The organism is Tenacibaculum sp. SG-28, assembly GCF_002954385.1.
Taxonomy (GTDB): Bacteria; Bacteroidota; Bacteroidia; order Flavobacteriales; family Flavobacteriaceae; genus Polaribacter.
Genome location: NZ_MQVY01000007.1, coordinates 33,757 through 58,354, shown reverse-complemented (window position 1 = coordinate 58,354; position 24,598 = coordinate 33,757). Strand labels below are relative to the sequence as shown.

General features: G+C 35.0%; 21 protein-coding genes, 2 tRNA genes and 2 pseudogenes. 11 read left to right on the top strand and 14 right to left on the bottom strand.

The genetic code is table 11. The features are described from left to right. Nucleotides 1-538 precede the first annotated feature (538 nt). Complete coding sequence (locus BSU00_RS12560) at nucleotides 539-1,336, top strand: tRNA pseudouridine(38-40) synthase TruA (RefSeq protein WP_105004685.1); 798 nt, start codon at nucleotides 539-541, stop codon at nucleotides 1,334-1,336. Nucleotides 1,337-1,428: 92 nt separating this feature from the next. Here the strand turns inward: BSU00_RS12560 and BSU00_RS12555 are convergent, their stop codons facing one another. Further along, the gene (locus BSU00_RS12555; RefSeq protein ID WP_105004684.1) at nucleotides 1,429-2,571 is read right to left on the bottom strand and encodes an acyl-CoA dehydrogenase; all 1,143 of its coding nucleotides are present in this window, start codon (nucleotides 2,569-2,571) and stop codon (nucleotides 1,429-1,431) included. A 185-nt stretch (nucleotides 2,572-2,756) separates the two neighbouring features. Here BSU00_RS12555 and BSU00_RS12550 point away from each other — a divergent pair, with 185 nt between their 5' ends. From BSU00_RS12550 to BSU00_RS12505, 10 genes and pseudogenes are all read left to right on the top strand, one after another. Then, nucleotides 2,757-3,821 carry an anhydro-N-acetylmuramic acid kinase gene (locus tag BSU00_RS12550; protein WP_105004683.1) on the top strand — a complete coding sequence of 355 codons (1,065 nt, stop codon included), beginning with the start codon at nucleotides 2,757-2,759 and terminating at the stop codon, nucleotides 3,819-3,821. A 259-nt stretch (nucleotides 3,822-4,080) separates the two neighbouring features. After that, a pseudogene (locus BSU00_RS12545) lies at nucleotides 4,081-5,306 on the top strand (Glu/Leu/Phe/Val dehydrogenase dimerization domain-containing protein). A gap of 21 nt (nucleotides 5,307-5,327) precedes the next feature. Beyond that, nucleotides 5,328-6,800: a sodium/proton antiporter NhaB gene (gene nhaB, locus BSU00_RS12540; protein ID WP_105004682.1), complete on the top strand. Its 1,473-nt coding sequence runs from the start codon at nucleotides 5,328-5,330 to the stop codon at nucleotides 6,798-6,800. A 116-nt stretch (nucleotides 6,801-6,916) separates the two neighbouring features. Further along, the gene (locus BSU00_RS12535) at nucleotides 6,917-7,603 is read left to right on the top strand and encodes a MotA/TolQ/ExbB proton channel family protein (protein WP_105004681.1); all 687 of its coding nucleotides are present in this window, start codon (nucleotides 6,917-6,919) and stop codon (nucleotides 7,601-7,603) included. Further along, a pseudogene (locus BSU00_RS12530) lies at nucleotides 7,603-7,994 on the top strand (ExbD/TolR family protein). The gene BSU00_RS12535 and the pseudogene BSU00_RS12530 overlap by 1 nt, the downstream one beginning before the upstream one ends. A 49-nt stretch (nucleotides 7,995-8,043) precedes the next feature. Continuing rightward, the gene (locus BSU00_RS12525; RefSeq protein ID WP_105004680.1) at nucleotides 8,044-8,859 is read left to right on the top strand and encodes an energy transducer TonB; all 816 of its coding nucleotides are present in this window, start codon (nucleotides 8,044-8,046) and stop codon (nucleotides 8,857-8,859) included. A gap of 31 nt (nucleotides 8,860-8,890) precedes the next feature. Continuing rightward, a complete protein-coding gene (locus tag BSU00_RS12520) occupies nucleotides 8,891-10,099 on the top strand; it encodes a folylpolyglutamate synthase/dihydrofolate synthase family protein (protein ID WP_105004679.1) in 1,209 nt (402 codons plus the stop codon). Between the two features lie 132 nt (nucleotides 10,100-10,231). Continuing rightward, nucleotides 10,232-10,306, top strand: a tRNA-Val gene (locus BSU00_RS12515). Between the two features lie 29 nt (nucleotides 10,307-10,335). Then, nucleotides 10,336-10,410 (top strand) — tRNA-Val (locus BSU00_RS12510). 333 nt (nucleotides 10,411-10,743) lie between these two features. Next, nucleotides 10,744-11,604 (top strand): hypothetical protein, encoded by an 861-nt coding sequence (locus BSU00_RS12505; protein WP_233188744.1) that lies wholly within the window; start codon nucleotides 10,744-10,746, stop codon nucleotides 11,602-11,604. Here BSU00_RS12505 and BSU00_RS12500 read toward each other — a convergent pair. The 13 genes from BSU00_RS12500 to BSU00_RS12440 all read right to left on the bottom strand — a co-directional run bounded on the left by BSU00_RS12500 (nucleotide 11,587) and on the right by BSU00_RS12440 (nucleotide 24,549). Next, entirely contained in the window at nucleotides 11,587-11,952 is a 366-nt protein-coding gene (locus BSU00_RS12500) for a DUF423 domain-containing protein (RefSeq protein WP_105004678.1), read from the bottom strand. The two genes, BSU00_RS12505 and BSU00_RS12500, sit on opposite strands and share 18 nt — an antisense overlap. Nucleotides 11,953-12,010: 58 nt before the next feature. After that, on the bottom strand, nucleotides 12,011-15,304 hold the full coding sequence (locus BSU00_RS12495) for a ShlB/FhaC/HecB family hemolysin secretion/activation protein (protein WP_255402359.1): 3,294 nt from the start codon (nucleotides 15,302-15,304) through the stop codon (nucleotides 12,011-12,013). Between the two features lie 97 nt (nucleotides 15,305-15,401). Further along, nucleotides 15,402-15,674, bottom strand: a complete 273-nt coding sequence (locus tag BSU00_RS12490) for a hypothetical protein (RefSeq protein WP_105004676.1) — start codon at nucleotides 15,672-15,674, stop codon at nucleotides 15,402-15,404. A gap of 1 nt (nucleotide 15,675) precedes the next feature. Beyond that, nucleotides 15,676-16,368: a potassium channel family protein gene (locus BSU00_RS12485; RefSeq protein WP_105004675.1), complete on the bottom strand. Its 693-nt coding sequence runs from the start codon at nucleotides 16,366-16,368 to the stop codon at nucleotides 15,676-15,678. A gap of 6 nt (nucleotides 16,369-16,374) precedes the next feature. After that, on the bottom strand, nucleotides 16,375-17,061 hold the full coding sequence (locus BSU00_RS12965; protein ID WP_158254438.1) for a DUF4377 domain-containing protein: 687 nt from the start codon (nucleotides 17,059-17,061) through the stop codon (nucleotides 16,375-16,377). Nucleotides 17,062-17,138: 77 nt separating this feature from the next. Beyond that, the gene (locus BSU00_RS12475; RefSeq protein WP_105004674.1) at nucleotides 17,139-17,726 is read right to left on the bottom strand and encodes an NTP transferase domain-containing protein; all 588 of its coding nucleotides are present in this window, start codon (nucleotides 17,724-17,726) and stop codon (nucleotides 17,139-17,141) included. 3 nt (nucleotides 17,727-17,729) lie between these two features. Further along, nucleotides 17,730-18,746: an XdhC family protein gene (locus BSU00_RS12470; protein WP_105004673.1), complete on the bottom strand. Its 1,017-nt coding sequence runs from the start codon at nucleotides 18,744-18,746 to the stop codon at nucleotides 17,730-17,732. 124 nt (nucleotides 18,747-18,870) lie between these two features. Continuing rightward, on the bottom strand, nucleotides 18,871-19,734 hold the full coding sequence (locus BSU00_RS12465) for a hypothetical protein (protein WP_233188743.1): 864 nt from the start codon (nucleotides 19,732-19,734) through the stop codon (nucleotides 18,871-18,873). A gap of 915 nt (nucleotides 19,735-20,649) precedes the next feature. Beyond that, nucleotides 20,650-21,684 carry a BamA/TamA family outer membrane protein gene (locus tag BSU00_RS12460; RefSeq protein ID WP_105004671.1) on the bottom strand — a complete coding sequence of 345 codons (1,035 nt, stop codon included), beginning with the start codon at nucleotides 21,682-21,684 and terminating at the stop codon, nucleotides 20,650-20,652. A gap of 53 nt (nucleotides 21,685-21,737) precedes the next feature. Next, complete coding sequence (locus BSU00_RS12455) at nucleotides 21,738-22,283, bottom strand: glycine zipper family protein (RefSeq protein WP_146104860.1); 546 nt, start codon at nucleotides 22,281-22,283, stop codon at nucleotides 21,738-21,740. A 73-nt stretch (nucleotides 22,284-22,356) separates the two neighbouring features. Further along, nucleotides 22,357-22,815, bottom strand: coding sequence for a hypothetical protein (locus BSU00_RS12450; protein ID WP_369820341.1), 459 nt, complete (start codon nucleotides 22,813-22,815; stop codon nucleotides 22,357-22,359). A gap of 47 nt (nucleotides 22,816-22,862) precedes the next feature. Then, complete coding sequence (locus BSU00_RS12445) at nucleotides 22,863-23,294, bottom strand: hypothetical protein (protein WP_105004668.1); 432 nt, start codon at nucleotides 23,292-23,294, stop codon at nucleotides 22,863-22,865. Between the two features lie 397 nt (nucleotides 23,295-23,691). Then, nucleotides 23,692-24,549, bottom strand: coding sequence for a transporter (locus BSU00_RS12440; protein WP_105004667.1), 858 nt, complete (start codon nucleotides 24,547-24,549; stop codon nucleotides 23,692-23,694). Between the last annotated feature and the right edge of the window lie 49 nt (nucleotides 24,550-24,598).

Here is a 24,598-nt window from a genome sequence, read left to right as displayed (position 1 = left end):
TCATTTACACAATCTGATACCGTGAAAATTGAGTTTAGGAGTGTTATTGTTGTTTTAATTCTTTTATATATCTTTTAGATTGTAAAATAATGCTAGTGCTAAATCCTGAAATAAAGCGATAAATATGTGTCATATTATTAGATTTTGACAAACTGTTTTCTACTCTAAGTGGTTGCACGGAGTTGCTAATTTTCAATTTTTAGTGCACATAAGCAAATGAGCTTTAGAAGTTTAGGTTTCTACAACGTTTTCGCTGCTAGGAGGGTATTAAAAAAAGAGGGCTAAAAATTTTTATATGATAAAAGCAAGTATGCTGTAATGCTATAAAATGCGAACTGCTTAATTTCTGCTTCTTTTATTATTAATTTGATAAAAATGCATTTTCCACAGAAAAAAAACGATATCCATTAAATTATTTTCACCAATTCGTTGATTTTGATGATTTTTTTTTACAAAAAACATAAATTTGTTGATAATTCAATAATTATTTAGAATTAATAAAAATAAAAAACTATAAAATAGCTGTATTTTTACCCCTATGAACTATACAAACATTTACCTTCTCCAAATTCAGTATTTAGGATTTCGTTTTCACGGTTGGCAGAAACAGCCAAATCTTAAAACAGTGCATTGGGCAGTGGATAAAACACTTAAATTTGTTTGTAAAGGAATTCGCAATAAATCAATTGGGGTAGGAAGAACCGATGCCAAAGTATCGGCTACAGATTTCTACGTACAGTTGTTTATTGATTCTGCGGTAGTAAAAGAAGATTTCATCAATTCTTTCAACAAAAATTCTCCAACAGATATTCGCTTGGTACAAATACAAAATATTGAGGATGCTTCTTTCAATATTATCCAACATCCAAAAACGAAAGAGTATCGATATTATTTTTCTTTTGGGGAAAAGAACCATCCATATGCAGCTGCCTTTTTAACTGGAATTATAGACGATTTAGACATTGGTTTGATGCAACAAGGAGCGATGCTTTTTGAAGGGTTTCACAACTTCAAGAGATATTGTACAAAACCATCCGAGGATACCAAAGTAGAAAGGCGTATAGAGTTTTGTAGAATCGTAGTAAATACAGATTTAACCGCGTCTTTTTTTCCGGAAAGGAGTTATGTACTCGTAGTAAAGGGGCAGGGTTTTTTGAGAAATCAAATTCGTTTAATTATGGGAGCTCTTTTTGATTTGGGAAAAGGAAACGTAACGCTAGATTTTATAAAGGCATCCTTGGATCCAAAAAGTTCTATTTCGTTTATAAAATCTATAGCCCCTTCTTCTGGTCTTCATTTACATAAAGTTCAATTTGAAAACGTGAAAGAGATGTAGTTTAGAGGTTTTATTTTTTGCCCAATTAAATTGTAAAAAAAAAGCCTTTCCAAACATATGGAAAGACTCTTTGTTTTATAGGAAACTATTCTTTAGTCTTTTAGTAAGCTTCTTGAAATAACTATTTTCTGAATTTCAGAAGTTCCTTCGTAAATTTGCGTGATTTTGGCATCTCGCATTAATCGTTCTACGTGGTATTCTTTTACAAAACCATTACCGCCATGTATTTGCACAGCCTCTACGGTGTGTTCCATGGCAACTTTAGAAGCATATAACTTGGCCATTGCACTTGCTCGGTCGTAATTGATTCCAGCGTCTTTGTCACAGGCAGCTTTCATCACTAAATGACGAGCAGCTTCGATCTCTGTGTACATGTCGGCCAATTTGAAGGCAATTGCTTGGTGGTTGCAAATTTCCGTTCCAAATGCTTTACGCTCTTTGGAGTATTTTAGCGCAAGTTCATAGGCTCCTGAAGCAATACCTAATGCTTGTGCAGCGATTCCGATTCGACCTCCAGAAAGCGTTTTCATTGCAAACTTAAATCCAAATCCATCTTCACCAATTCTGTTTTCTTTTGGAACTTTAACATCGTTAAATTGAAGTGTATGGGTATCTGATCCACGTATTCCTAATTTATCTTCTTTCGGACCAATATGAAAACCTTCCATACCTTTTTCCACAATAAAAGCGTTAATTCCTCGGTGTTTTTTGCTTCTATCGGTTTGGGCGATTACTAGATATACATCCGAACGTCCTCCGTTGGTAATCCAATTCTTAGTTCCGTTCAATAAGTAATAATCTCCTTTGTCTTCTGCAGTGGTAGCTTGTGAAGTAGCATCACTTCCTGCTTCTGGTTCACTCAAACAAAAAGCACCTATTTGTTCTCCTGTCGCTAATTTGGTTAGGTATTTTTCTTTTTGTTCCTCCGAACCGTAGGCTTCTAAACCGTAACAAACCAAAGAATTGTTTACAGATACCATAACCGATGCTGAGGCATCAATTTTAGACAATTCCTCCATGATCAGTACGTAAGAAATAGTATCCATTCCGCTACCTCCATATTTAGGATCAACCATAATTCCCATGAAACCAAGTTCTCCCATTTTTCGTACTAATTCGTCAGGAAAAGTTTGTTTATCGTCTCTTTCAATAACTCCTGGTAATAATTCGTTTTGCGCAAAATCTCTTGCAGCATCACGGATCATTAAATGCTCTTCAGTAAGATTAAAATCCATTTATTTAATTTGTTAATATGATTGTTATATTCGTAAAAAATGCGCTCAAAGATACTTGTTTATAATCATATTATCAAAAAATACGGGGTGTTTAATTCATTAAAACTAATTTTTATCTAATTTTTACCAAAATTTGATAATTTCATTTTTAAATGCAATGAAAGAATGATCTCTATATTCGCAATATGGGTGAGAAAATATTTTGTTTAGGAGTAATGTCAGGGACCTCACTAGATGGTGTAGACATTGTATATGCTGTCTTTAATCCGAAAAGATATTCCGAGTTTGAGATTGTTTATTCAAGAACAATTCCATATGCGAGTTCTTGGAAAAATATACTGCAAAAAGCAATTACATACAACGATTTAGAGTTAGAAGAACTATCTGTTGCATATGCGCAGTTACTTGGTACGATGCTTCAAGATTTTATACATAGTTACCACATTACAAAAATTGATTTTATCGCAAGTCACGGTCATACCATAAAACACCAACCAAAATTAGGGTATACGCTTCAGATTGGAGATGGGCAAACAATAGCAAATAAAACCAAAATACCTGTGGTATGCGATTTTAGGAGTCAGGATGTAGCTCTGGGTGGGGAAGGAGCCCCTTTAGTTCCTATCGGTGATAAATTACTTTTTTCAGAGTTTGATAGATGTGTGAATTTGGGAGGTTTTGCGAATATATCATTTGAAAACAAACAAAAAGATCGTATTGCCTTTGATATTTGCCCTGTAAATATTGTACTAAACCATTATGTGCAAGACCTAGGCTTTGATTTTGATGATGGTGGGCAAATAGCAGCAAAAGGTGTTTTGAATCACCAATTGTTAGAACACTTGAACCGCTTAGATTTTTATCAAAAAGCACCACCAAAATCACTAGGATTAGAATGGGTACAGGATATTGTATTTCCGCTAATCGAAACGAATAATTTTTCTATTCCTTCTATTTTGCGAACTTTTACGGAACATGCGGCAATACAAATAGCGTCCCATATTAAAGAATCTAAACATGTGCTCTTTACTGGTGGGGGAGTTTTCAATAGTTTTTTAATTCAAAGGATTGCATATCATACAAAAAAACAATTAGTGCTTCCAAATAAAGAACTTATTGAATACAAAGAGGCTCTCGTTTTTGCTTTTCTCGGGTTGCTAAGAATGCAAAACCAAACGAATTGTCTTGCTTCTGTTACCGGGGCATCTAAAGATCACTGCTCAGGAGTTATTTTTTATCCACAAGAGTAAGTTATGTAGTGGGTATAACCAATAAATTTTACACGGTTTGAAGTAAAAATGTTTATTTCCCATGCATAACCATAGATAAACTACTTTATGTTAGAAAATATATAATTTTTACACTAAGTTTGTGTATTGAACAAACTTCAAAAATCAGTAATATGGATCAGCTTTAACCCCACTATATGGGGAAAATATTTTGCAATAGTTTCAAAAGCTATGGAAAAGAGGATAAATAATAAAGTTGAAAAATTTTTAAACATTAAAAATGAAAGAATTACTTAAGAAATATGAAGAAAAACAACCAGAGATAGTTTTTAATTGGAAAGATTCTGAAACGGAGGCGGAAGGCTGGACGGTCATAAACTCACTACGTGGAGGAGCAGCTGGAGGAGGAACAAGAATGCGTAAAGGCCTAGATAAATACGAAGTAATGTCACTTGCTAAAACCATGGAAGTGAAGTTTACCGTTTCTGGTCCTGCCATTGGTGGTGCTAAATCAGGTATAAATTTTGACCCACACGATCCTCGTAAAAAAGGAGTTTTAGAGCGTTGGTATAAGGCCGTTGCTCCTTTGTTAAAAAACTATTACGGAACAGGTGGTGATTTAAATGTAGATGAAATCCATGAAGTTATTCCGATTACAGAAGATAGTGGTGTATGGCATCCGCAAGAAGGTGTTTTTAACGGACACTTTAAACCAACCGAAGCAGATAAAATTAATAGAATAGGGCAGTTACGCATGGTGTGATTAAAGTTTTAGAAGATGAAAGTTTATCGCCAAGTGTAGCCAAAAAATATACCGTTGCCGACATGATTACCGGATATGGTGTAGCAGAGGCAGTTCGCCATTACTACGATATTTACGGTGGAAGTGTGAAAGGAAAAAGAGCCATTGTACAAGGCTTTGGAAATGTTGGCTCTGCAGCCGCATATTACTTAGCTCAGATGGGAGCAAAAGTAGTGGGTATTATCGATAGAGTTGGTGGCGTGATTAAGGAGGAAGGTTTTACCTTTGAAGAAATTCAAGATTATTTCCTAGCCAAAGACGGTAACACGTTGGTAGCAGAACACATGATTCCTTTTGAAGAAATAAATACTCGTATTTGGAACTTACCATGTGAAATATTTGCTCCTTGTGCGGCTTCACGATTAGTGCAGCAAGATCAAATTAACAAAATGATCGATACTGGTTTAGAAGTTATCTCTTGTGGTGCAAATGTTCCTTTTGCAGATCCAGAAATCTTTTTCGGTGCTATTATGGAAGATACGGACAAAAAAGTAAGTTTAATTCCAGATTTTATTTCGAATTGTGGAATGGCTAGAGTGTTTGCCTACTTCATGGAACGCCGCGTTGAAATGTCGGATCAGGCAATTTTTGAGGACACCTCAAATACCATTAAAAAGGCATTACAAAGAACTTTCGCACGTAGTGCATCAAAAACAAAAATAAGTGAAACTGCTTTTGAAATAGCTCTTAAAGAGTTAATGTAAAAGTATAAATTAAATAGTAGTATGTTTAAGTATTTTTTAGGAAACAGTCCTAAGTGGTTTAAAATGACAATGATTGGATTTTTAATATTCAATATTTTTTCATTTTTTATTCTTGGTAAAACCATAACAGCGTGGCTTTTTATTGGAGAGTTTATTTTTACCCTTGCCATGGCTTTAAAGTGTTATCCATTGCAGTCGGGAGGCTTATTAGCGATAGAGGCTTTAGCATTAGGATTAACAACGCCTGATAATGCCTACCACGAAGTCAATCAAAATTTAGAAGTTGTACTTCTTTTGGTATTCATGGTCGCAGGAATATATTTTATGAAACCGCTATTGATGTATATTTTTAGTAAGGTTTTTACCAAAATTAAATCCAAAATACTTTTATCACTTCTGTTTGTTTTTATATCTGCAGTACTTTCTGCATTTTTAGATGCTCTAACTGTTACTGCAGTACTAATTAGTGTAGCAGTTGGTTTTTATGGCGTTTACCATAAAATTCATTCCAATATATCCGACTACGATAAAGATGGAGTGCTAGATCGTAAAGAGTTAAGCGGAGAAACGTTAGAACAGTTCCGAAGTTTTTTAAGAAGTTTAATCATGCACGGAGTAGTGGGTACTGCCTTAGGTGGCGTGTGTACCCTTGTGGGAGAACCTCAAAATTTATTAATTGGGGAAAGAATGGGTTGGGATTTTATCCAGTTCTTTCTGCAGATGGCGCCAATCACAATTCCTGTCCTTTTTGCCGGATTACTAACTACAATTGTATTAGAATCTACAGGATGGTTTGGTTTTGGTGCTAAATTGCCAAAGGTAGCTTCTGATATTATTGAAGGATATACTGCGGAAGAAGATGCAAAGCGAACAGAAAAACAAAAAATCGGTTTAATCGTGCAAGGTATTGCTGCTCTTTTATTGATCGTTGCTTTGGCATTGCATATCGCCCCTGTTGGATTTATCGGTTTGGCGCTGATAATCGTACAAACTGCCTTTATGGGAATTATTGACGAACACCAATTAGGTCCTGCATTCGAGGAAGCACTTCCTTTTACAGGCTTGTTAGTTGTGTTTTTTGTAATCGTAGCGATGATTCATGACCAACATTTATTCAAGCCAATTATCGATTGGGCGTTACAGCAAGACCCAGCAGAACAACCTGGTCTTTTTTATATTGCAAACGGATTTTTATCGGCTATTAGTGACAATGTATTTGTTGCAACGGTATATATTGGGGAAGTACAGAGTGCATTTCAAAATGGAGAGATTAGTAGAGAGCATTTTGAGAAACTTGCTATTGCTATAAACACAGGAACAAACCTTCCTAGCGTCGCAACACCGAATGGCCAAGCTGCCTTTTTATTTTTGCTTACTTCTTCATTAGCACCGCTCATTAATTTATCGTACGGTAAAATGGTTAAAATGGCCTTGCCCTATACCATAGTGCTTGGGGTTTTAGGTTATATTATGGTAAAAATTACCTTGTCATAGGCAAAAAAGCACAACGATAAATTGTATATATTTAATCCTGAATTGTAAGATTCAGGATTTTTTAAACAATTAAAGACCATCACAATCGTTAATTATAATAATTTAAAACAATTTTAATGGGAGTTTATTTTCAGAATGAAGCGCAAGAAATAGAAGCAGTATCGCAAGAAAAAACGTTGTCTATTTATAATTTAATAATGGATGGAGGGCTTGGTGGACAGCTCATAATAGCCTTGTTGTTTATTTTATTGGCAGTTGCATTATACATTTATTTTGAACGTGTTTTTGCCATTAAGGCAGCCTCGAATGTAGACAAAAATTTCATGAATCAAATCAAGGATCACATTACCAACGGGAAATTAGAAAGTGCTAAAACCTTGTGTGCTAATACGCCAACACCGACGGCGCGCTTAATTGGTAAAGGCATATCCAGAATAGGGAAACCACTTGATGATATTAATACTGCTATAGAAAATGCGGGGAAGCTAGAGGTGTATCAATTAGAGAAAAATGTAAGTGTTTTAGCCACTATTGCTGGTGCTGCTCCGATGATTGGTTTTTTAGGTACGGTAATCGGAATGATTGTAGCCATTCACGAAATAGCAAATTCTGGCGGGCAAATTGATATAAAAATGTTATCGGATGGCTTGTATACGGCAATGACTACTACTGTTGCAGGTTTAATAGTTGGTATTGTTGCTTACATTTCCTACAACCATTTGGTAGTTCGAACGGATAAAGTGGTGTATCAAATGGAAGCAACCTCAGTTGAATTTTTAGATTTATTAAACGAACCAGTGTAATGAATTTAAGAGGAAGAAATAAAGTGGATCCTAGTTTCAATATGTCGTCGATGACCGACATCGTATTTTTGTTACTCATTTTTTTATGTTAACCTCTACTTTAGTGACGGTAAGCGCAATTGATGTGATACTCCCGAAAGCAGGAGGTAAAACAGAGAATCAAACCTCTGTTGCGGTTACCATAACTGAAAATTCTTCTTTTTACATCGATAAAAAAGAAGTTAGTGCTGCACAGTTAGAGCTAGAATTACTAACAAAAGTTGGTGTAAATAAAGAAAAAACTGTGGTTATTAGAGGCGATCAAAATGTACCTTACAAACTAGTGATGCAGGTTATTGACATAGCTAATAAGAATAAACTTAAAATGATTTTAGCGGTAAAAGGAAAATAAGACGATCTTCAGTGAGGTAATTGCTTATTTTTAGGTTGGATGTACAGTTATGAAATATTTGAATACAAAACATAAGAGAAAATCCGCAGGGCTAACGATGCTAATTTTATCCCTTCTACTTGTTGGGATATTTAGTTTTGGAATGACCTATCTCGACCCTCCTGTAGAATACGGCGTGGCAATAAATTTTGGAAATTCAGAGGTTGGTAGCGGCGCACCCGTCAAAGAGGTAAAACAAGAGAATACTACTGCTATGCCTGAGGAAATTCCAGAAGCATCTACTGCGGAAACTTCAGAAAATACTTCTGAAGAAGAAGTGCTAACGAATGACGCGCAAACAGAGGCTCCAAGTGTAGCAAAGCCTAAAGAGGAAAAAGAAAACAACGAATCGCCTGAAAAAGAAGTAGAACCCGCAAAACAGCCAGAACCAAAACCATCACAAGCCACAAAGAACGCGTTAGAGAGTTTAATGCAAGGAGCGAACAGTGAAGGAGCTACAGCAGGAGAAGGGGACGATATAAAACAAGGGTTGAAAGGGAATAAAGAGGGCGATATTAACACTTCGAACTATTACGGAAATACACGTAGCGGCTCCGATGGAAATTACAATTTGGCTGGTAGAAAGGCCCTTTCAAAACCCAAACCAAAAGATGGTTGTCAGGAAGAAGGCACAGTAGTAGTGAGTATTGTGGTAGATAAAACCGGTAAGGTTATTGCAGCAGAGCCTGGAGGGAGAGGCTCCACAAGTGCTGATTCGTGTTTGAATAAAGCTGCTAAGGAAGCAGCCCTGAATACTACTTGGAATGCTGTTCCAAATGCTTCTCCACAAAAAGGAAGTATTATTTACGTGTTTACCTTAAAGTAGCAAATTACATTAAAACTTAAGATATAAAAGTATGACCTATACAGAGGCTACCGATTGGATGTTTGCACAATTGCCAATGTACCAACGACAAGGAAAAACTGCTTTTAAAAAAGACCTTACCAATACTATTGCTTTAGCGGAGGTCTTGGGGAATCCGGAAAGGAAATTTAAGGCTATACATGTTGGAGGAACTAATGGTAAAGGTTCTACAAGTCATATGTTGGCATCTATCTTACAAGAAGAAGGGTATACGGTAGGCTTGTATACTTCTCCGCACTTAAAACGTTTTACAGAACGCATTAAAATTAATGGGGAGGAAATTTCAGAGCAAGCCGTGATTGCTTTCGTACAAGAATACCAAGCTTTTTTAGAACAGCAGAAACTCTCCTTTTTTGAGATGACTGTTGGGATGGCCTTTTTAGAATTCGCTAAACAAGAAGTAGATATTGCTATTGTTGAGGTAGGTCTCGGCGGACGTTTAGATTCAACAAATATTATACTCCCAGAAGTTTCGGTTATTACTAATATTGGTTTGGATCACACCCAATTTCTCGGGGAAACTTTAGCAGAAATAGCTTACGAAAAAGCGGGTATCATAAAACCAAACGTACCTGTGGTTATTGGAGAGCGTCAGGAGGAAACAGCTTCTGTATTTATTGAAAAAGCAAAGGCATGCAACGCTGAAATATGTTTTGCTTCCGACAGTACAGTGGCATTTACAACGGATTTACAGGGAACTTACCAAGCGCATAACGTCAAGACTGCTATAGCTGCCTTGGATTGTTTGCAATCGGTATCCGTTTCGGAAAATAGTATTGTAAATGGTTTACTTCACGTGGTTAAAAATACAGGGCTTAAGGGTAGATGGCAAATACTGCAGGAATCACCAAAAATTATTTGCGATACTGCCCATAATAAAGAAGGACTAGGGCATACCATGGCGCAACTTAAAGGTGAAAAATATCAGCATTTACACGTTCTTCTGGGTATGGTAAAGGATAAAAAAATAGAAGACATATTACCATTATTCCCTAAAAAAGCCACCTATTATTTTTGTAAACCAGCAGTGCCGAGAGGACTGTGTGAAATAGAATTAAAAGAAAAGGCAAAAAAGTTTCATTTATTAGGCGATAGTTATGCATCGGTAGCGGAGGCGGTTAACATACTGAAGTTGAATATGCAAGAAAAAGATATCGCATATATTGGCGGAAGTACGTTTGTTGTAGCGGAAGTTTTATAGAAAAAATCACAAAAAATCATTGTGGATTTTAAAAACTGTTATATATTTGCATCCGCATTAAACAGGCAAATCGTTTAAAAATATTTAACGTATTTTCTGTTGCGAAACTCAACCTTAACGAGTATAAATTAAGGGCGCGTAGCTCAGTTGGTTCAGAGCACTTGGTTTACACCCAAGGGGTCAGGGGTTCGAATCCCTTCGCGCCCACAAACTCAACCTTAACGAGTATAAATTAAGGGCGCGTAGCTCAGTTGGTTCAGAGCACTTGGTTTACACCCAAGGGGTCAGGGGTTCGAATCCCTTCGCGCCCACTCATAATAGCTATCCGATTTGGATAGCTTTTTTATTGCGTCACTTTTAGTTGTTTTTCTTAAAGACAAGACTTCTAATGTCTTAAATTGATACGCTGGTGCACTAAATAAGGGCGTTAGTCTTATTTTTAATGGTAGTATGGTTTATATTTTGTAGCTTTAGTTTGTAAAGGATATTGTTCTCATAAAATAATCTTCAGTTCTTTTTTTTCTATCTAGAAAGATTTGAAATTACATCGTTAGTAACAACTAACTATTACTAAAAGCTAACCATAATGTTTGTAAAAATGTTATGGTTTTTTATTTTTACTTAACCTTCTAATGTAATTTTGTATGCGAGATATTTTTTTAGTTGTCGTTGGCATTATCTTTTGTAATTATTATGGTTTTGCACAGGTGAAATTTATATCGAAACTTCCAAAAGACTTAAAGGAAGTTTCTGGTATTGAACTGGATGTAAAATCAGGATTACTTTGGATGTGTAATGATAGTGGTAATCAACCTATTCTTTATGGTGTTAGTACCTCAGGGATTATAGAGAGAGAAATAACCATAGACGCTAAAAACAAAGATTGGGAAGATATTACCTTCGATACGAAAGGTAATTTGTATATAGCAGACATTGGAAACAATGAAAACAAGAGGAAACACCTCACTATTTATAAAGTTTCAGCCAAAGATCTAGCATCCAAATCTAAAGTTTTTGCTGCGGAAATTGAGTTTTCTTATCCAGACCAACGATCCTTCCCACCCAAAAAGAAGCATCATTTTTTCGATGCAGAGTCTTTGTTTTTCTTTAATGAATTTTTATATGTTTTTACCAAGTCAAGGGTAAATAAGCAATACGGCAAAACAACTTTATATCGAATCCCTGCGAAAGCGGGAAAACACAAAGCTGTTAAACTTGGCAGTTTTGAAACTTGTAACGACAATTCTAGTTGTTGGGTCACTGCTGCAGATATGTCACCAGATACTTCAAAAGTAGCGCTGCTGAATCATAATACTGTATATCTCTTTAGTAACTTTTCGGGAGATCAATTTTTTAATGGCAAGGTAAAGACATATCCACTTTCGCATACTTCTCAAAAAGAAGGCTTAGTTTTTAAAGATGATAAAACGTTATATATCACCGATGAAAAGTCTCACGGAAAGGGCGGTAATCTTTACGAATTTACCTTAGATCACATGCCATAAAAGCGTAGCCCACCCCAAAACAAGTAATAACCCTCCTAAAGGAGTCACAGGGCCTAGAGCTTTCCACTTATTCCCAAAAGCATCGGTAAGCACTAAACCGTAAATACTAAAAGAAAATAAAAAAATTCCGAGTATAAAACTCCAACCAAGTAGGGTATTGGGTTCTGGTAAGGAAAATCCTATTACGAGTAAAACTAGTGCGTGATACATTTGATATTTGACACCGGTTTCAAATGCTTTTAATTGTTCCTGGTCTAGTTTCTTTTTTAAAGCATGTGCGCCAAAAGCACCAAAAATAACGGCTAACATTCCGTAAATCGCTCCAAATGATAAAATAATTTGTGTCATAAACTTTCTTAATGCTATGTTTTTTCTAATGTTATTACGCTGTATATGTGTTGTTTATTTAGAAGGAAAATCCAACACTAAAAGCAATACGGTCTTCCTTACTATTTCCTCTGAAATACGATACATTTAAGGTTATAATATCAACACCAGTTATCCATAAAGACCCACCATAGCTCGTGTGCCAGGTCTTGTTATCCGGTTCTTTTGGACTCCAAATTCTACCGTAATCAAAGCCTCCCGTAATCCCGATTTTTATCGGTATTATTCCGGTTTGAATTTCTCCAAAACGCAATCGTAAATCGTTACTGTGATAGAAACTTTCTTTTCCTGTAAAGCGCTCTCTATTGTATCCTCTTAAATTTCTATCTCCACCTAATGTTGCCGCTTGGTAAAATTCAAATCGATTTCCAAAATTTATATGTGTTCCTATCTCCGAAGCCCAAACTAAAGAACGATTTTGCACCAAGTTTTTATAGAGTGCTAAGGAACTTTTTAAATAGCCAAAACGTCGGTTAAAGTCATCAACTTTTGCTTTTGCACCGATAGATAAATCAAAGTGCATTCCTTTCGTTGGAAAGCTTGCTTCATCTACTCGCTGATGATTTACATTGACCTCTCCGCCCAAGAAATAATTTCGTTCGAATATATTTATGGCACTATCTTCAAAATCTTCAATATTTCTTCCTGGAGTATTTTGTATTTTAATTCCTTCTATTGATGAGGAGAATCGCAACGAATTACCTCCCCTAAATCGTCTTACTAGAGACGGACTAAAGCTTAATTCACTTTTTTTAACGCGATAATAGTCCAAGTCGTTTTTTTGATCATATATACTCTCATTACCCCAACCGAAGAAGTTGATAGAATAATTGTCGCTGGTTGCAACCGCATTAAGGAGTAGATTCCATTTGCCTAATATTTCTGTAAATTCCCCATTATACTTTATTTCAAATCCACTTGTTGCCGAAAAATAATTTGCACCCAAACTCTGTTTACTGCCGAAAGGGTATTTTTTGTATGCTTGTTTGGTGTAGGTAGCGGTTGCGCCAAAAAAGAAACCGTCATCAGGGTTAATTCCTAGAGATGGAATTACGATGGTAGTATTATTTTTAATATCGTGAATATTATAGATGTTTCTAACGTAATTATCGCTTCTTTTGTCGGCGGTTTCTTTGTTTTTAAGCAGCGTATTTGTTTTGGATTTAAAATCGTATACTTTTGTTTTTTTAGACCAACCAGAAACTGTTGAACTATCGTTATACGTATCTTCATCTTGTCCGCCTACAAGTCGCAGGAGAATTCCATCATTCACATCGCCACTAACATTAAAAGTGTCTTTTCCATTCAAACCAAAAATTTGAATTTCTTTCGTGATTTCATTGGAGAAAATTCTCTCGTATAAAACGCTGTTTTTTCTGCTTATTACAACTTTGGTTTTTGCATCATTTACTCTAGTTACGGTAAAAACATCGTCTTTATCAGTTCCGATAACATAGGCAATTTTGGCAAATCTTTCGTAGTATCTTTTAGCAATGCTCGGAAGTTTATCTCTCCTAGATTTCAATTTGGAAATAATCTCTGCTCCATCAATTTTATAGATTTCACTTGGTAGTTTTTTTATAGAGGCTTCAATGATTTCATCTGTTAAATGCTCCTGGATAAAAGTAGCTTGTTTCTGCCATGCCTCAAGAGGAAGAGCATTTAAAAACTCCGCATCAAAATATTTAGGATAGTAGTTGAACCATTTCATGTCTTTGATGTCGTCGTCAAAATTTTGCATGTTTTTTACCTCGGTTATAAATGCTTTAATTAAAGGAATCATAACACCATCAAATCTAGAAAATGGCTGATCTCTATCTCTCGGTATTGGGCGATACATAGTTCTGCCATCTTCTTGCTCGAATGAGGCCCAACGCCATTGGTCTTCATGACGATCCCAATCTCCTATAACCATATCAAAAAGGCGCGATCTAATTACCCAATCCTGATCGATATAATGTTTGCCATTTTTTCTTATTTTTTCTAAAACATCATAGGTGCTTATGATGTCTTTTGAATTTCCAAAACTGTTTACGTCCTCCCGATTATGCGCCGGTCTTTCCTCTAGTAAATATAGTTTGCCTCCAAAAAGGTCGTTATAGTTTCCTAGCTGTGGCTGTTTGGGCATGTAATACAGCTTTGGATTAGTGTGGTAAATATGCACCGCTTTTGCCATATCAGGAATCACAAAGGCTGCGAAAGGGTCAGAGGTGGTGAATAAATCATGAACGACATCGATTAAAAAAGTGTCGTCTAAAATGCCATCCATAATCCTACTTCCATCTTTTTCCATCGTTCGAAGCATGTATTGTTTTCCTTCCGAATTTTCTAGGCGTAAGGAGTTTGTTTGTTGTCCGCCACCTTGTCGGATAGGAGTTAATCCACCAAAAACACTATCTAGCTCTAATACTGGCACCTTGACCTTGGTTCCGTATTTATCTCGGTTTAAATCTCCCCAAATGAATTTGTGAAAACCGCTTACATCTGTTTGGGATTTTGGATAAATAGAAGCTTCTACAAATTTATTGTGTTGGTTGTATTCGCTAAAGTCTATATCGGTTTTTCCTTTGAAAGAAGGTATAATTTCTTTACTGAATAACAGTTTGTTTTTATCGGTTTTATTGGCAGCGTAATACGAAACTACTGACGATCCATTTTCGTAAAATGTGAGTTTAGCAAAGCCCTTATTACCATAGGAAAAAGGAGCTTCAAAACCAGCTCTAGCTGCAGATTGCTTTGAACCCGCACCACTAACTATCTGTTTTACCCCCTCTTTTTCTATGTATTGAAGGTTGTGTTCATGACCACTAACAAAAATGACATTTTCTTTAAAATCTTCTACCTCTGTTTCTATAGCTTCAATAAATTCAGCATAACTTTTATTGAAATTGTCTGTTTGAATTCCTGCATTTGCACGGATAATATTTTTGAGGGATCCAAGAATGGGGAGTGGTTTCATGTGATCCTTAAACGAAAAATGACCGCCATGTGGACCGTTACTATACAAAGGATGGTGTAATGCTACCACTACATTCTTGTACCGATTTTTTTTAAGTATTCTTGAAAACTCTTCTAAAAAACGATCTCTAGTTTTGATGTCACAATCTTCGTTAATGGTAGGATGATTATCCCAATCGGTTATATACCATTTACTATCAATGAGTATTAAGGTGAGCGAATCGTTTAGTTCTACTTTTTTGATACCACAGCCATTCTCCGGCAAAAAAGACTTTTTACCCAAGGTGTTTTCCACCATTCTTTCTTGCCTTTTCAAACCTTTTAAACCATTATACCAATCATGGTTTCCAGGAATAAAAATAGGATAACCCTTATAGTTTTTTACTGCGTCTATTTGAATTTGTAATCGATGTTCTGCTAACGCTCTTTCTTTAGTGTTTTTTTGGGCATTCCTAATGGATAGATATTGTCGCCCAAAATACTAAGCTGCTGTTTTCAGAAGCGTCCTCCAAATGCTCTTTAAGGTACTCTAAAGTTGGTAAGGTTTCCCCCATCGGCGCATTCCCAGCATCCCCAATTAGATAAATTGTGTGGGATACTTTATTTTCCTCATAATTAGAACTAATAACTTTTTTCGGCGCATCTTTATCTGCAAATTGTGTTGTGTACGTAGCACAGGCACTTAAAAAGAAAAAACAAAATAAGAAAGGGAAAGCTGTTTTCATATTACTTGTCCATATTAAGGATAGAATAATTAATATATTTTGTGACGATAATAGCAGTTACGATGGTTACGTAAAATTGACCAATTAATCCAATTAAAATGGTAGCCTTTTGGGCTATTGGAATTGCAGGAACAATATCACCATATCCAATGGTTAGCAAAGTTATGAAAGAATAGTATAATAAGCCATCATTTAAGTGTTTGAGATCTAAATCTTGATGAATATACACACCTGTAAAGGCATCTACATAGAGTAAGTCTATAGCAACAAAAAGATAAAACCCAACAAATCCAAGAGATATATATCCAGCTATTAGGCCAACGATTACTTTTCGATCAACTACTTTTTCTTTCCATACCTGCTTGATAATATGCCAGGTAACAACAATATTAATTATAAAATAAATGAAAAAGCGTATCAATTTATTTCTGGTGTTATCGGGTTCCTGTAAAATTAATAGGCCTGACAATATAATAATGGAGATTAGAAATAATCCGATACAAAACCACATTGTTTTTCTATTTTTAGAGACAATTAAGACTCCGGCTAAAGCACCAAGAGAAAAAAATAACGGCAGTAAAATAGTATTGAATAATTGTATCGGAACCACCAGTGAACCAAATAAAACTATTAGTTGTATACAGAGATATAGTTCAAATCTAATCTCGTAGAGAAAACTGTGCTTTAATTTCATCAATAATTAATCGGTCTTCTGAAATCGTAAGATTTCAGCACCTTCTGCATTTTTCAAAATTAATTGATTCTTACTTATTGCATATGTTTTTGTTTCTGGTAATAAGTTTAAAAATTCGCTTTCTAAATCCATATTAAGACACATCATTCGGGTGCTGGCGATGTTGTTGCCTATCTCTAATACAGTTTCACTGACCTTGTCAATTTGCCCATTAAATCTATTACATACCGCCTTTCCCATTATTTTTTTATCACTTACTTTTATTTCTAACCTCGGTCTTTCTTTTTCATTCTTGAGGCTAATGTCTTCTTTTTGGATTTGTGTAAGTACCCAAATATCAGTTAATTTTAGTTTCAAATCAGCGTTTTTAGATAGTATTTTAATCAATTTATATTTTTTAGAAGAGGCATCCGCAGGTAGGTTTGCAGTATCTAAATCCTCTACTGCTATTTTAAGCTGGTATACATACCCTGGCACATAGTCAAATCCTTCGATTTGATCATAGAAATTTGTCCATTTGTCTTCTTGTATTTCTCCTTCCTTTTGCACCAAAAGGCATTTCATCGGACCAACACCTACGCAATCCGTTTTATAACTGTTTACCCAAATTGTTTCTTCCATGATTTTAGAACTAGTTGTACATGCTGTAAATGTGATTAGACTTAAAAGTAAATAGAATGGTATATTTTTCATTTGTTTTTCGTTTATAATTTCTTCGAAAGTTAACTAAATGTAAGCATTTTTTGATTTTTGCTAAGAAATTTTTGCTTTTATTTTTCTTTTTCGGTGGCAAGTAGTGTTTCGTAATGCTCAACAGTATCTATGTCTGCAAGATACTCGTATTTAATAGCTACGGGAATTGCATTGTTTTTGATAACATCTCCAGCGCCTTTATCCCCTTTTAACTGTAACAATAAATCGAACTTAGACCTTGGAAATATTGCTGGAACCCCAATTTTATGCCCGTAATTGGCCGCAACAATACGATTTTTGTTACGCTTAAAAGTAGTGGTTAGTTTTTCTAAAATAACAGCGGATACTTTAGGTTGGTCTGCTAGCATAATTAAAACGCCATCAGTATTTGTATTTTTAATGGTAGTAACCCCAATAACAATACTAGAACTCAAACCTTCTAGGTACTCTTTATTTTCGATGATTTCAATTTTTTTATTTTGGATGCTACTTCGAATTTGCATTGCATTCGCACCGAGAACACAAAAGATTTTGTGTGTGTTTAACTTTAAGGCATTTTGGATAGTCCACCCTAATAGCGTAGTATTTTTGTAAGGTAATAATTGCTTGGGTTTTCCCATTCTAGTAGAGGAACCAGCAGCGAGTATGAGCATGGCAATATTCATGTTTTATAAATGAATTTGACCTGTTATTTCTTTTAAAGAGTACACTTCTTTTTTTCTTCGAATAGCCAAAATTTCTGCAACAATAGCTAGCGCAATTTCTTCGGGTGTAATCGCTCCTATTGCAATTCCTGCAGGCGTATGGATTTTTTCTAAAAATTCTTCTGTCATCTCAGGTTCTAGTTCGAGTAATGCATCGAATAATTTTTCTCTCCGTTTTGCCGCACCCAACATACCAATGTACATTGGAGTTGCATGTAATAAACGTCGTAGGTATCGAAGGTCATAACTAAAGTTGTGGTTCATAATAACTACGGCAGTATGAACATCGATATTATGCAAAACAAATCCTTCTGGGTGATTTGCAATTACCTCTTTTGCCCCGGGAAACTCCCCAGCTTTGTGTTCTTTTTTTACATTGGTTACTACGGTAACTTCCCATCCTAACAAGTGCGCTTGTTGGCATAGCTTAATAGCATCATGTTCTCCACCGAGTATGAGTAACTTAAAAATAGGTTGTAATTTTTGATGAAAACACAGAAGGTTTCCGCTTTCGGATACTGAAAAGTTCGGATTTAGAGCAATACTTTTGTTCGTAAAGTGAATTAGGGATCCGAAGGAGTGTGAGCTATGTTCTTTTTTTTGGTAGTAGGAACTTACCTTGAACGGACATCGATTTTCTATAGCCGAAGAAAAATAGTGTTGCATATTTTCCGAAAGAACTAAAGGTTCTAGTAAAATATATAACAATCCTTCACAGCCTAATCGATACCTGCCATCATAAGTGATTACCGCCGCTTTTTTACTTTTAAAAACGGAAAAAGCTCTGCGCTGCACCTCCTTCTCCACACAGCCACCACTTATTGCACCAGTAAGTTCTCCATTTGAAGATATTAGCATTCGAACTCCCGGTTGTCTGTAGGAGGAGCCATCTAAATCTACTACCGTAGCAAGTATGTTTTGTATGCCTTGCTTTTGGTATGCACTAGCTTTTTGAAATAGTTCTTGAAGTTCGTGAGTCATACAGAAATAACTTTCTATAAAATTACAGATTTTTTAGGATTTCATTTGGTATTTTAAATAGGTTTAAGTTTTATTTATGATTTTGTAGCATTGAGAAAGAGAGTAGGTGGCTTCATTTTGTATATTACCGGTATTCTTCTTTTTCATATAGGTTGTGAATAGTGATGATTAAAAGGCCAAAAAGTACTGCGAAAACGATTAGAATGGTACTTATTAGTCCGCTTGCCACAAAAGACATTCTGATCAAAATGGTAGATACTATAAATCCGGAATTTCGTATGATTTTGTGAAACTTGTCGGTGTAAAAAAAGGAAAATAACAACAACACCACATCTACTAATATAAGCACCGTGAAAAACGTATCAAAAAATATATTATTAACACTAGGCAGGCTATTTAGGTTTAACGAAACCCAGGAAGTCCATTCAAAAAAAGCTAGTAGCGCTATACAAAAGAATACAGGTACTAAAATAACTGCAATCATCTTTTTTCTGTAGATAAATTTTTCTATGGGTTTTGTAATACTTTTATTAGTTTGGTATACCCGTTTTCCTTGTTTTTGAAATAGATAAATTAGATAAAATAAAAGTATAGAAGCTATTATATCGTAAGTAAACTCAATATCCCCTTTAATTTCAAACCATCCAGTTGATAATTTTAGGTTTGCCAAATCTTTAAATAATTTTCTAATTAATATCAGCGATATAATTTCATATTGTTTGGTAATGTAGGTGGTGAAAGATTTTGGTAAGTAGTAAATTAAAAGGTATACTTCATAAATTAAAATAAAGGAAAAAGGAGTGTAGATCGCTGAAATCGGATTTTTTAGTAAATCCTCATTGTCAAAAGTTATCCAATTAAATCTACAAATAAATATTAAAATAAGATGCAGTAAGAAACTGACTAGCGCTATTTGTAGAATTACTTTTTCTATTTTTTCTCTAGATTTTTCAGAAAGAAAATATGTGTATAATTTTTCAAATCTCAAGATTCCTAGGTTTGCGTAAATACAATAGATTTGTAATTATGTAATTGTTTTACAGGTTCTTACAATGGTAAATTTAAAGAATATTGTTCATATATCCTACTTGCTATGATATTATGTTATCATGGCATTGTTAGAAGTACAATCATTCTATTTGTACTTGTAGTTCTTTGTAGGTATGCGCTGCTAGGTCTAAAGTTTCAGTGGTAATTATACTTAGTTTTATGACCTGTACCAATAGCGAACGAACGAAAGTGGTTTTGAAATCCTAAGAACGTGCTCGTATATATTAATAACGTCTTTTTCGTCTTAGAGGTATTTTTTATTTATATTCTTACATAATTATTATGTCTTTTTAAACAATTAGGGATGAGGTTATTATTTACACCATACGATTAAAAACATCGATTTAGCACTATGGATTTACTTAGTCCTTACGCACTGTAATATCAAGTTGTAACTTATCGACTTTAAGCTGCAATTGGTCTAAATATAACCTCCAACACCCATTAAAATATTTAATTTTATAATGCTATTTCCATTAATAGCTTTGTTATAATTATTTGAGGAAAAGAAGTGTTTTTTTGGGAAAGTACTTCTTTTCTTGTTTTATGAGGTCTTTACTTGTAAAGATTGTATTTAAGTTTCCGAATTAAGCGCTTTCGTAAATAGGAAAGAAGTTTAATAGTAAGGGTTTTTAATCGGTTTTCTAATGGTTTTCCCTAGTGTGTCTTTCAGTAGTATCCCTTATTTCATAGTTGTATTTAATGTTTTAAATTTACAATATGTTCGTTGGCCAAACTAACAACATAGAAACCCTTCTACTTATGCTCCCATTGGGAGCATATTTTTATTGCAAAGACAGTGAATAGTACATAGTATTTCTAAACTCTATAACTATATCGCTCTTCTAGAGTACTAGAAAGATTCTCCAATTCTAAAGTATACACCCCAATCATCTTTTCCGGCGGCAATATCGATACCTACATTCATTTTGTTTTCTGGGAATGCCGCATATCGAAATCCTGCCCCAATACTTGGTAAAAGTTTTCCATTATTATCTTCGATATTAGATTCGAAAATAGAACCTAATCCTGCAAAGCCAACTACTCCCATTTTATTTTTAAAATTATAACGATATTCTCCTTGAACTGCAACCAGCTGCTTACCTCTATATTCTCCTTGTGAGTATCCTCTAAGATCGGTTCCTCCAACTACTATTAAGTTATTGAAAGGAACATCTCCTAAGCCAAATGCTCCATAAGCTCTAAGTGCAATGACATCTTTTGCTCGCTTCGGAGTAAAATAATAATTGTACTGTAATTCAATTTGATTAGATTCGTCTTCATTGCCCATAAAACTAGGATAGGAGGTAAGCCCTAGATGTAGTTTGGAGCCTTTATTCGGATAGTATACATCATTTCTTTTGTCTCTTAAAAAACTAATTCCTAATCCATTTAATGTTACTTCCTCTTGAATCGGATTTTCAAATTTATATTCATTATCAAATTTGGTGAATAAGTAGTTTGCGCCGACGTACAATCCATCTCCAATTTTACGTTGTACCTCTAATTTAAAGAAGTTTGCTCCCGTTTGATAGTCTATAAATTGAGAGGTTGCACCACTCTGAAGAAATTGCGAATTAACATTACCAATACCTCCTCCAATGGTCATTCGCCAACTATCCTCCTTAAAATATAATTTTGAAAAAGCGAGTCCAAACCATGTGTTGTTCGTGGTGTAAATCCCCATAAAACCCGAAATAGAAGGGGGAGAGATCGTATCTTTTTTATTTGTTTTATACATTATCATCGGGACTGCTCCAAACATAAAATCGTACGTTCTATTGTAACTTATATAAGGTATTACCTTGACTTTTTTGGCCTTTTTTTTCTTCTTTTTTTGTTCTTCTTGCGCCCATGAATTGTTCGAGGTGACTAATAATAATGCCACTACAAAAAATTGTATTATCCTTATTTTTTTTCCATTTTCATACCTCTACTTTGTTAATTAATACTGTATCCTTTCCCTTTAATGCATGCAGAAAAAGCGTTTTTGAAGTTTGTTTTCATTTCCTCTTCTGCTTTAGAAATAGTTTGGCTATTGCGCATTTCTTGCCTTTTCTTCGCGTTTCTTCGTGCTCTTCTTCCACTAATAGCACCTGTAACAGCTCCAACTGCAGCACCGTCTCCTGCATTTCCGGTAACTGCACCAATGGCAGTTCCTGCCAATGCTCCCCTTGCTGCCCCTTTTATAGCAGCTCCTTGTGGTTCGGTACCTGAGCCTTCCAACGTTACCTTTGTAGGGTTGGCTGGATCATAGCCGGTTTGTTGGTATGCCCATACATAGCAGGCTTTACAGTCTTCTTTTTGTTGTATACTGTCTTGGTTTCGGGCAGGAAAAATATAAAGGCCTAAACTTTTTGTGTAATTGGCAGGTAACGAAAGCGTAATCTCTTGTTCTTTCGTAACGCTCACTTTTTCCTGACTGAAGCTAGGGCTGTAAATTGCCAATACCAAAAGGTTAAAAAATATGGAAATATAGGTTTTCATCAGTACGATTTTTAAATTTTTTAAACACTGTAAGGTACTTCTCAACTTGGTCTACAAGAGAAGTTCATTTGTTTTAGAGGTTTTTAGCATTCTTTTTAACATTAATGTAGGTCAGATTTAAAGTTACGCGAAACATTTCTGAGCGAATACCGTTATCTTCAAGTAATAGTCCACCGTAATCGACGTGTAAATCTATAAGTGGATGAAATTGGTAACCAATCCCCAAGCTACCACCAAATGAATTAAAGGAATTGCCATCTTTCGTATTGTTGGTAGTGGTTTCTCCTCCCAACTGATACCTTGAATTAAAAGTGGCTCTTAGTTTTTTGTTGAACTTATGGATAAGATGACTTTCTACTATGAATAGTGGCGCTTGTGTTTTTTCGTCAAAAGCAATACTCTCATCATTTTTTGTAAAAAATCGAACGCTCGGAAAAATCTCTAAGTTCGTTTTATCGGCTTTTTTAACTAGTGGAATAACCATAGGCGTGCCCAATTCGAAAGTTGCTCTATTGGTTCCGATGTTTACCAGTTCATTTCGGCTGTAAGATCCGGAATACCAATACCTGAAATAACCACTTAAAAAGAATTCTGGTTTTTTTGTGCATATTCTTCTAGCGATAATGATTTACCATTTATAAGGCCAACTTTTAGTCCTATAAAACCATCTGAGAAACCACTTTTATCGTTATATCTCTCCTCCAATCTAGGTAGTTTTAGCGTAGAAGAAATCGAGGTAGGATTCATCATCGCTAAAATTTCAACATGCTGTCCTTTTATGGCAAAGGTATAAAACGCTGTAATAGGATAAGAATTTGCAATAATGTCAAGGTTTGGTGTAAAAAGATCACCGTTTACCGATATATTCTGATTCAGATGTAGGTATTTCACATTGATTCCCCATAAATGTCTCGGTTTTTGAAAGTGACTGTATGGACCGTCTCCTTGTGCGAAGCTATTGGTAAAGGTTAGAAGTAAAATAACTACTACGAATTTTATAATTACTTTCATGTTTAACGATATTTATTGTAAGGTTTTTCGATGCTGATTCTAATATACGGAATTTATTTTGCCTTGTTTATGCACTAAAAAAAAACAAGCATAAATTTTCTCCAGTTATCGTTTCTTTATTGCGTAATTTGTTTGTATGAAACAACTTACCCTAAATTTAGGAAATACTATTTGAAATCTATTATTAATCGATTGTAAAAGGATCTTTCATTTGTTTTTATGTGCCTTTACATAAGTTTCTAGCTTTAAATAAGGTAATCTAACAAGCATAAATTCCGGTTTCCTTCTTTTTCTTAATTGTTAAACTTTCTCATTTCGAAATGCAGCCTCTACTTTAGAATCACAAAAACTCTTCATCCTATTCGAATTTCGTAACGCAGGGTTTTACTATTTTTACCTAAAAAGTATAGGACAACATTGCTCTGAACATATTTCCTGTCATACCTTCTGCATTTTCTCCTAATACAGATCCATAGGTGAGTTTCAGTCCTATTTCTCTTGAAAAGTACATTCCAAACGTTCCTCCTAGTTGAAAGGTGTTGAATTTATTGTCGTTAGCGACATTGTTTACGGAGGTTTCTCCTCCAAGGCGATAAAAACTATCCACAGACACCCACATCATTTTATTCAATTGTTGTGTGACATGACTCTCTAATCCAAATAGCGGTTTTTGTGATAAAGAACCTGCATCATTTCTTAATTCTTTATTTTTGGTAAATATCGAAAAGGATGGTAATACCTCAATAGAAGTGACTTTGGGGGTTCCCCAATTAAAAAACTTCATGAATGGAGCTCCAATTTTGAATTCCCATCTGTTGGTACCTAAATTTAGTAAATCGTTAGCATTGTACTTACCCGTAGGTGCTCTAAACGATAAGGTAAGATCAATTATGGTGTTGTATTTAGTCTTTGCAAAGCCTTCTAAATTTACACTGGGGGCACCATAAATATTATAAACCCCAACCACATATAAATCGCCAAGGCCATTCGTACATCCATTAAAATTAGGAATTCCACCACTAGTATCTCCATAGGTTAACATAGCAACTATTGCAGCAGTTTGCCCATTGATCGCAAATAAATTAGTGTACATTAGCCCAAAAATATTGGTATTAAAATCAGCCTCTTTTTCAAACAATGCATTATCGTACACTTGGTTTGATCCAACATAGGTATATAATGGCGTAATAATGTTTGTTCCTTTAGGTTGCGGCCAATAGGCTCTTGGACCATCTCCCTGTGCATTGCTTGACATAAAGCTAATGCAAAATATACACGTTAGGTAAAAGTATAATTTTTTCATT

What these genes read in the sequence shown, in the direction of transcription:
- BSU00_RS12505 (WP_233188744.1), top strand. Translation starts at nt 10,744, where the DNA reads ATGCGAGATATTTTTTTAGTTGTCGTTGGCATTATCTTTTGTAATTAT.
- BSU00_RS12440 (WP_105004667.1), bottom strand. Translation starts at nt 24,549, where the DNA reads ATGTCAAGCAATGCACAGGGAGATGGTCCAAGAGCCTATTGGCCGCAA.
- BSU00_RS12490 (WP_105004676.1), bottom strand. Translation starts at nt 15,674, where the DNA reads ATGAAAACAGCTTTCCCTTTCTTATTTTGTTTTTTCTTTTTAAGTGCC.
- BSU00_RS12455 (WP_146104860.1), bottom strand. Translation starts at nt 22,283, where the DNA reads ATGAAAACCTATATTTCCATATTTTTTAACCTTTTGGTATTGGCAATT.
- BSU00_RS12535 (WP_105004681.1), top strand. Translation starts at nt 6,917, where the DNA reads ATGGGAGTTTATTTTCAGAATGAAGCGCAAGAAATAGAAGCAGTATCG.
- BSU00_RS12550 (WP_105004683.1), top strand. Translation starts at nt 2,757, where the DNA reads ATGGGTGAGAAAATATTTTGTTTAGGAGTAATGTCAGGGACCTCACTA.
- BSU00_RS12965 (WP_158254438.1), bottom strand. Translation starts at nt 17,061, where the DNA reads ATGAAAAATATACCATTCTATTTACTTTTAAGTCTAATCACATTTACA.
- BSU00_RS12560 (WP_105004685.1), top strand. Translation starts at nt 539, where the DNA reads ATGAACTATACAAACATTTACCTTCTCCAAATTCAGTATTTAGGATTT.
- BSU00_RS12500 (WP_105004678.1), bottom strand. Translation starts at nt 11,952, where the DNA reads ATGACACAAATTATTTTATCATTTGGAGCGATTTACGGAATGTTAGCC.
- BSU00_RS12485 (WP_105004675.1), bottom strand. Translation starts at nt 16,368, where the DNA reads ATGAAATTAAAGCACAGTTTTCTCTACGAGATTAGATTTGAACTATAT.
- BSU00_RS12445 (WP_105004668.1), bottom strand. Translation starts at nt 23,294, where the DNA reads ATGAAAGTAATTATAAAATTCGTAGTAGTTATTTTACTTCTAACCTTT.
- nhaB (WP_105004682.1), top strand. Translation starts at nt 5,328, where the DNA reads ATGTTTAAGTATTTTTTAGGAAACAGTCCTAAGTGGTTTAAAATGACA.
- BSU00_RS12470 (WP_105004673.1), bottom strand. Translation starts at nt 18,746, where the DNA reads ATGACTCACGAACTTCAAGAACTATTTCAAAAAGCTAGTGCATACCAA.
- BSU00_RS12475 (WP_105004674.1), bottom strand. Translation starts at nt 17,726, where the DNA reads ATGAATATTGCCATGCTCATACTCGCTGCTGGTTCCTCTACTAGAATG.
- BSU00_RS12555 (WP_105004684.1), bottom strand. Translation starts at nt 2,571, where the DNA reads ATGGATTTTAATCTTACTGAAGAGCATTTAATGATCCGTGATGCTGCA.
- BSU00_RS12525 (WP_105004680.1), top strand. Translation starts at nt 8,044, where the DNA reads ATGAAATATTTGAATACAAAACATAAGAGAAAATCCGCAGGGCTAACG.
- BSU00_RS12520 (WP_105004679.1), top strand. Translation starts at nt 8,891, where the DNA reads ATGACCTATACAGAGGCTACCGATTGGATGTTTGCACAATTGCCAATG.